We start from the raw sequence: 1,725 nt of genomic DNA on the forward strand, positions 1-1,725 counted from the left end.
CCACCCCGTATCCCCACAGCAAGGAGTCTCAGAGTGACCACCCCCTGGTGGCGGCACGCCGCGATCTACCAGATCTACGTACGCAGCTTCGCCGACGGCAACGGCGACGGCACCGGCGACCTCGCCGGGGTCCGGGCGCGCCTGCCGTACCTGCGCGAACTCGGCGTGGACGCCCTGTGGTTCAACCCCTGGTACACCTCGCCGATGGCGGACGCGGGCTACGACGTCGCCGACTACCGCGACATCGACCCGCTCTTCGGCACTCTCGCCGAAGCCGAGCAGCTGATCACCGAGGCTCACGAGCACGGGCTGCGGGTCCTCGTCGACCTGGTGCCCAACCACTGCTCCGACCAGCACGTCTGGTTCCAGCAGGCGCTCGCCGCCGGACCCGGCTCCCCGGAACGCGAGCGCTTCTGGTTCGTCCCCGGCAAGGGCCCCGACGGCGCGCTCCCGCCCAACGACTGGAACTCCTACTTCGGCGGCCCGGCCTGGACCCGGATCACCGAGGCGGACGGCACCCCCGGCCCCTGGTACCTCCACATGTTCGCCCCCGAGCAGCCCGACCTGAACTGGGAACACCCCGAGGTGCGCGAGGAGTTCGAGGACGTCCTCCGCTTCTGGCTCGACCGGGGTGTCGACGGCTTCCGGATCGACGTGGCGCACGGACTGGCGAAGGCGCCGGGCCTGCCCGACGTCGGCCCCGACCCGGACATCACCGATCTTCCGTACCAGGACTGCGCCCCCGTCCACGACATCTACCGCTCCTGGCGGAAGCTCCTCGACACCTACGACGGCGAACGCGTCTTCGTCGGCGAGGTCTGGCTCCCCAGCCCCGAGCAGTTCGCCCGCTACCTGCGCCCCGACGAGCTCCACTCCGCGTTCAACTTCGACTTCCTCTGCTGTGCCTGGGACGCGTCCGCGCTGCGTGGGGTCGTCGATTCCACCTTCGCCGCCCACGCGCCGGTCGGCGCCCCGCCCACCTGGGTGCTCTCCAACCACGACACCATCCGCCACGTCACCCGTTACGGTCGCGAGGACACCTCCTTCGACATGGGCGACAAGCGGCTGCGGGACGCCAGCGACCCGGTCCTCGGCCGCCGCAGGGGACGGGCCGCCGCCCTCCTCACCCTGGCGCTCCCCGGCGGGGTGTACGTCTACCAGGGCGACGAACTCGGCCTGCCCGAGGTGCAGGACCTGCCCGACGCCCTCCTCCAGGACCCCACCTTCGTCCGCTCCGGCGGCGCCGACCGGGGCCGCGACGGCTGTCGCGTCCCGCTGCCGTGGAAGACCACCGGCACCTCTTTCGGTTTCTCCACCGGCGACGACACCGCGTCCACTGCCGCCGCTCCTTGGCTGCCCCAGCCGGCCGGCTGGTCCGCGCTCAGCGCGCAGGCCCAGGAGGCCGACCCCGACTCCGTCCTCGCGCTCTACCGGAGGGGCCTGGCCCTGCGCCGGGAGCTGCTGGTCGGGCTGCCCGAGTCGCTGACCTGGGTGGACGCCGGACCGGATGTGCTGGTTTTCGACCGGGGCGAGGGCTTCCGGTGCGTGGTCAACCTGGGGGAGCGCCCGTACGAGCTGCCCGCCGGTGCGACCGTACTGCTGGCCAGTGGCGGGCTGAGCGGCGGCGCGGTACCGCAGGACACCACGGTGTGGATCACCCGCTGACCCGCTGAGCACCTGCCGAGCGGGTACGGGCGGACACGGGAGGGGCGGACCGGCCGGACC

General features: G+C 72.4%; 1 protein-coding gene. It reads left to right on the plus strand.

What is annotated here, in order from left to right; translation table 11 throughout:
• Positions 1-33: 33 nt before the first annotated feature.
• The gene (locus ACFWEP_RS34500) at positions 34-1,665 is read left to right on the plus strand and encodes a glycoside hydrolase family 13 protein (protein ID WP_387376231.1); all 1,632 of its coding nucleotides are present in this window, start codon (positions 34-36) and stop codon (positions 1,663-1,665) included.
• Positions 1,666-1,725: the final 60 nt, after the last annotated feature.

Origin of the sequence: Streptomyces sp. NPDC060198, assembly GCF_042728415.1 — a bacterium.
GTDB lineage: Bacteria > Actinomycetota > Actinomycetes > Streptomycetales > Streptomycetaceae > Streptomyces.